Consider the following 5,601-nt stretch of genomic DNA (forward strand, 5'->3'; position numbering starts at 1 on the left):
AGTGGGTTTGTTGGTTTTGGTCTCGATAGTGTTTTGTTTTTTGTTTACGCGTTTTGTTTTTTTCCTGCCCTGTTTTGGGGTGGGGTTTGTTAGTGTTTTTGTCTCGTTTTCTGTTTGTGAATAACGGGGTTTTGTCAGGTTTTTTTCTGGCTTGAAATCTTGTGGCTCTGGCTTTTTGGTTGGGGTTGTTTTTGGTTTTTTGTTGGAGAGTTTGATCCTGGCTCAGGACGAACGCTGGCGGCGTGCTTAACACATGCAAGTCGAACGATGAAGCCGCAGCTTGCTGTGGTGGATTAGTGGCGAACGGGCGAGTAACACGTGAGTAACCTGTCCTTTTCTTTGGGATAACGGCTGGAAACGGCTGCTAATACTGGATATTCAGGCTGCATCGCATGGTGTGGTTTGGAAAGGTTTTTTCTGGAATGGGGTGGGCTCGCGGCCTATCAGCTTGTTGGTGGGGTGATGGCTTACCAAGGCTTTGACGGGTAGCCGGCCTGAGAGGGTGGTCGGTCGCACTGGGACTGAGATACGGCCCAGACTCCTACGGGAGGCAGCAGTGGGGAATATTGCACAATGGACGGAAGTTTGATGCAGCGACGCCGCGTGGAGGGTGTAGGCCTTCGGGTTGTGAACTCCTTTTTCTCGTGAAAAAGGCATGCTTTTGGGTGTGTTGATGGTAGCGGGGGAAGAAGCGCCGGCTAACTACGTGCCAGCAGCCGCGGTAATACGTAGGGCGCGAGCGTTGTCCGGATTTATTGGGCGTAAAGAGCTCGTAGGTGGTTCGTCGCGTCTGTCGTGAAAGCCAGCAGCTTAACTGTTGGTCTGCGGTGGGTACGGGCGGGCTTGAGTGCGGTAGGGGTGACTGGAATTCCTGGTGTAGCGGTGGAATGCGCAGATATCAGGAGGAACACCGATGGCGAAGGCAGGTCACTGGGCCGTTACTGACGCTGAGGAGCGAAAGCGTGGGGAGCGAACAGGATTAGATACCCTGGTAGTCCACGCTGTAAACGTTGGGAACTAGGTGTGGGGATGCTATCCTGTGTTTCTGCGCCGTAGCTAACGCATTAAGTTCCCCGCCTGGGGAGTACGGCCGCAAGGCTAAAACTCAAAGGAATTGACGGGGGCCCGCACAAGCGGCGGAGCATGCGGATTAATTCGATGCAACGCGAAGAACCTTACCAAGGCTTGACATACACTGCGACATGCCAGAGATGGTGTGGCCTTCGGGGTGGTGTACAGGTGGTGCATGGTTGTCGTCAGCTCGTGTCGTGAGATGTTGGGTTAAGTCCCGCAACGAGCGCAACCCTTGCCTCATGTTGCCAGCACGTTATGGTGGGGACTCGTGAGGGACTGCCGGGGTTAACTCGGAGGAGGGTGGGGATGACGTCAAATCATCATGCCCCTTATGTCTTGGGCTTCACGCATGCTACAATGGCCAGTACAGAGGGTTGCGATACCGTGAGGTGGGGCTAATCTCTTAAAGCTGGTCTCGGTTCGGATTGGGGTCTGCAACTCGACCCCATGAAGTTGGAGTCGCTAGTAATCGCAGATCAGCATTGCTGCGGTGAATACGTTCTCGGGCCTTGTACACACCGCCCGTCACGTCACGAAAGTTGGTAACACCCGAAGCCCGTGGCCTAGCCTTTTTGGGGGGAGCGGTCGAAGGTGGGATTGGCGATTGGGACGAAGTCGTAACAAGGTAGCCGTACCGGAAGGTGCGGCTGGATCACCTCCTTTCTAGGGAGCATCGTTGACTGGACTGTTTTGTTTTGTTTTGGTGTTGTCTGGTTTATGGATATGCGTGTGGATGGATTACATGTTCTGCCTGTTTTGGGTGGGGGCGCTATCGGGGTTTGGGCTTACATGCCTGGCCGGCTGGCTGCAGTGGGGTTTTGTCTTGTTGTGGTTGGTTTGGTTGGTTGGTTGGTTTTTGTATAGTGGTGCGAGTATCTGTGATGCAAGTTTTTTTGTTCTTGTTTTAGTGTTTGTTCTTCTGGTGTAACTGTTTGTTGGTTGTTTTTTGGGGCGTTCGGTGGATGCCTTGGTACCAGGGGCCGATGAAAGGCGTGGTGGACTGCGATATTCCTCGGGGAGTTGTCGAGCGGGCTTTGATCCGAGGGTGCCTGAATGGGGGAACCCGGCCAGTTTTGTTGCTGGTCACCAATCTCTGAATTGATAGGGGGTTGGGGGGAACGTGGGGAAGTGAAACATCTTAGTACCTGCAGGAGAAGATATTCCGTGAGTAGTGGCGAGCGAAAGCGGATTTATGGCTAAACTCTACTGGTGTCAAGCGTGCGGGCGTTGCTGGTGGGGTGTTGTGGGGTCGCATGCTGCTTTCCGCATGGGAGCAGGGCTTTTGGCGTGTTTTGAGTTGAACTGTCTGGGATGGCAGGCCGTAGAGGGTGATAGCCCCGTAGGTGGTTGGAATGCGTTTGGGTTGGTGCGTGTCCCCGAGTAGGGACGGACTCGTGTAATCTGTCTTGAATCTGCAAAGACCTCTTTGTAAGCCTGAATACTTCCTGGTGACCGATAGTGTATTAGTACCGTGAGGGAATGGTGAAAAGTACCCCGGGAGGGGAGTGAAATAGTACCTGAAACCGGGCGCTTACGATCCGTCAGAGCCTTGTGGGGTGATGGCGTGCCTATTGAAGAATGAGCCTGCGAGTTATGTTGTGTGGCGAGGTTAACCCGTGGTGGGGTAGCCGTAGGGAAAGTCCGAGTCTGAATAGGGCGTTGAGTCGCATGATATAGACCCGAAGCGGGGTGATCTACGCTTGGCCAGGTTGAAGCACGTGTAGAAGCGTGTGGAGGACCGAACCCACCTGGGTTGAAAACCGGGGGGATGAGCTGAGTGTAGGGGTGAAAGGCTAATCAAACTCCGTGATAGCTGGTTCTCCCCGAAATGCATTTAGGTGCAGCGTTGCGTGTTTCTTGCTGGTGGTAGAGCTACTGGTTGACTGATGGGCCTTGTTGGTTACTGAGGTCTGCCAAACTCCGAATGCCGGTTAAGTTAAGCGTGGCAGTGAGACTGCGGGGGATAAGCTCCGTGGTCGAGAGGGAAACAGCCCAGATCGTCGACTAAGGCCCCTAAGCGTGCGCTGAGTGGGAAAGGATGTGGAGTCGCGTAGACAACCAGGAGGTTGGCTTAGAAGCAGCCATCCTTGAAAGAGTGCGTAATAGCTCACTGGTCAAGTGGTTCCGCGCCGATAATGTAGCGGGGCTTAAGCGTACCGCCGAAGTCGCGGCATCGACACGTGTACACGGCAGCATTGAGTGTTGTTAGTGGTGTTGTTGGGTAGGGGAGCGTCCTGCCAGAGTTGAAGTCAGGCTGTGAGGTCTGGTGGATTTGGTGGGAGTGAGAATGCAGGCATGAGTAGCGAGTGGAAAGTGAGAATCTTTCCCGCTGGATGACTAAGGGTTCCAGGGCTAGGTTTGTCCGCTCTGGGTGAGTCGGGTCCTAAGGCGAGGCCGACAGGCGTAGTCGATGGGTGACCGGTTGATATTCCGGTACCGGCGAAAAACCGTCAGTGGCGAGGAGCTGTGTGCTAACCAATGATGTTTTTCCTAGACAGGTTTTCGGATTTGTTTGGGTTGGTGTTGTTGGGGTCCCGTGGTTTAGTAGTCAAGCGTGTTAACAGGGGTGACGCAGTGAGGTAGCTGGCGCGTGTCTTATGGCTTGGCGCGTCTAAGAGTGTGGCCTGTCCCTTAGGGAAATCCGGGGGGCTGTCTTGAATGGCGAAGGTGAGGCTTGATGGTGAGACTGTTTATGGTTGAAGTTCAGTGTGCCTGTGCTGCCGAGAAAAGCCTCGGCGTTAGGTTTTAGCCGCCCGTACCCTAAACCGACACTGGTAGTCAGGTAGAGAATACTAAAGCGGACGGGTTAATCATGGTTAAGGAACTCGGCAAAATGCCCCCGTAACTTCGGGAGAAGGGGGACCATGACTGGTGATGGCTTTTACGGTTTTGAGTTGGTTGTGGTCGCAGTGAATAGGGGGAAGCGACTGTTTATCAAAAACACAGGTGCATGCTAAGCCGTGAGGCGCTGTATATGCACTGACGCCTGCCCGGTGCTGGAAGGTTAAGAGGAACTGTTAGCCTTTTTTGGTGAAGCGGTGAATTTAAGCCCCAGTAAACGGCGGTGGTAACTATAACCATCCTAAGGTAGCGAAATTCCTTGTCGGGTAAGTTCCGACCTGCACGAATGGCGTAACGACTTCCCTGCTGTCTCGACCGTGAGCCCGGTGAAATTGCATTACGAGTAAAGATGCTCGTTTCGCGCAGCAGGACGGAAAGACCCCGGGACCTTTACTATAGCTTGGTATTGGTGCTCGCTTGCGATTGTGTAGGATAGGTGGGAGACTGTGAAGCTGGCACGCTAGTGTTGGTGGAGTCATTGTTGAAATACCACTCTGTTGTAAGTGGGTTCCTAACTTAGACCCCTGATCGGGGTCAGGGACAGTGCCTGGTGGGTAGTTTAACTGGGGCGGTTGCCTCCTAAACGGTAACGGAGGCGCTCAAAGGTTCTCTCAGCCTGGTTGGCAATCAGGTGTTGAGTGTAAGTGCACAAGAGGGCTTGACTGTGAGACTGACAGGTCGAGCAGGTACGAAAGTAGGAACTAGTGATCCGGCCATGGCTTGAGGAAGCGTGGTCGCTCAACGGATAAAAGGTACCCCGGGGATAACAGGCTGATCTTGCCCAAGAGTCCATATCGACGGCATGGTTTGGCACCTCGATGTCGGCTCGTCGCATCCTGGGGCTGGAGTTGGTCCCAAGGGTTGGGCTGTTCGCCCATTAAAGCGGTACGCGAGCTGGGTTCAGAACGTCGTGAGACAGTTCGGTCCCTATCCGCTGCGTGCGTTGGAGTTTTGAGGAGGCCTGTCCCTAGTACGAGAGGACCGGGACGGACGAACCTCTGGTGTGCCAGTTGTTCTGCCAAGAGCATGGCTGGTTTGCTACGTTCGGGAGGGATAACCGCTGAAAGCATCTAAGCGGGAAGCCTGCTCCAAGATGATAACTCCCTCATCCTTGTGGTGGTGAGGCCCCCTGTAGATGACGGGGTAGATAGGCCGGACGTGGAAGCATGGTGACATGTGGAGCCTACCGGTACTAATCGGCCGATAACAACAACAAAACATAGTGTCCAGGGGACAGAGCCTATTCTGGGACACGCTGAAACAAGATAGTGATTTATTGTGTTACTTATACTCGCTACCGCTATACGAAAACCAGCCCACCAGCCTGTGTCGTGTGCCGTTGTTTTTCTTGTAGGGAACAAGGGAAAACAATGGCATGTCGGGGCTATGGTGTGAGTCTGACCTGTTGATAGAGACAGTATCACAGGTTGATATACAGCCCGCCAGTGTGGCGGCGGTCATAGCAGTAGGGAAACGCCCGGACCCATCCCGAACCCGGAAGCTAAGCCTACCCGCGCCGATGGTACTGCAACCGAGGGGTTGTGGGAGAGTAGGAAACCGCCGCACTAAAACTTAATGTTTGTACCTCGGCATAGCCGAGGTACAAACATATTTAAACTGGTATTCAACGCTGGGTTTTATACTGATTTTGTCCCTCGCTGTGACCAGGGAAGAAACGATTTTAAA

At 53.6% G+C, this 5,601-nt stretch carries 1 protein-coding gene and 3 rRNA genes; all 4 read left to right on the forward strand.

Features of this window, described 5'->3' with window-relative positions; all coding sequences use genetic code 11:
• Positions 1-199 precede the first annotated feature (199 nt).
• The 4 genes from HMPREF0577_RS10445 to rrf all read left to right on the forward strand — a co-directional run bounded on the left by HMPREF0577_RS10445 (position 200) and on the right by rrf (position 5,481).
• Positions 200-1,737, forward strand: a 16S ribosomal RNA gene (locus HMPREF0577_RS10445).
• Positions 1,738-1,750: 13 nt separating this feature from the next.
• Positions 1,751-2,002: a hypothetical protein gene (locus HMPREF0577_RS11705; RefSeq protein ID WP_139020762.1), complete on the forward strand. Its 252-nt coding sequence runs from the start codon at positions 1,751-1,753 to the stop codon at positions 2,000-2,002.
• A 6-nt stretch (positions 2,003-2,008) separates the two neighbouring features.
• Positions 2,009-5,131 (forward strand): 23S ribosomal RNA (locus tag HMPREF0577_RS10455).
• Positions 5,132-5,364: 233 nt separating this feature from the next.
• A 5S ribosomal RNA gene (rrf, locus tag HMPREF0577_RS10460) occupies positions 5,365-5,481 on the forward strand.
• Together the 16S, 23S and 5S rRNA genes form the textbook arrangement of a ribosomal RNA operon.
• Positions 5,482-5,601: the final 120 nt, after the last annotated feature.

The sequence above is a fragment of the Mobiluncus mulieris ATCC 35243 genome, assembly GCF_000160615.1.
Taxonomy (GTDB): Bacteria; Actinomycetota; Actinomycetes; order Actinomycetales; family Actinomycetaceae; genus Mobiluncus; species Mobiluncus mulieris.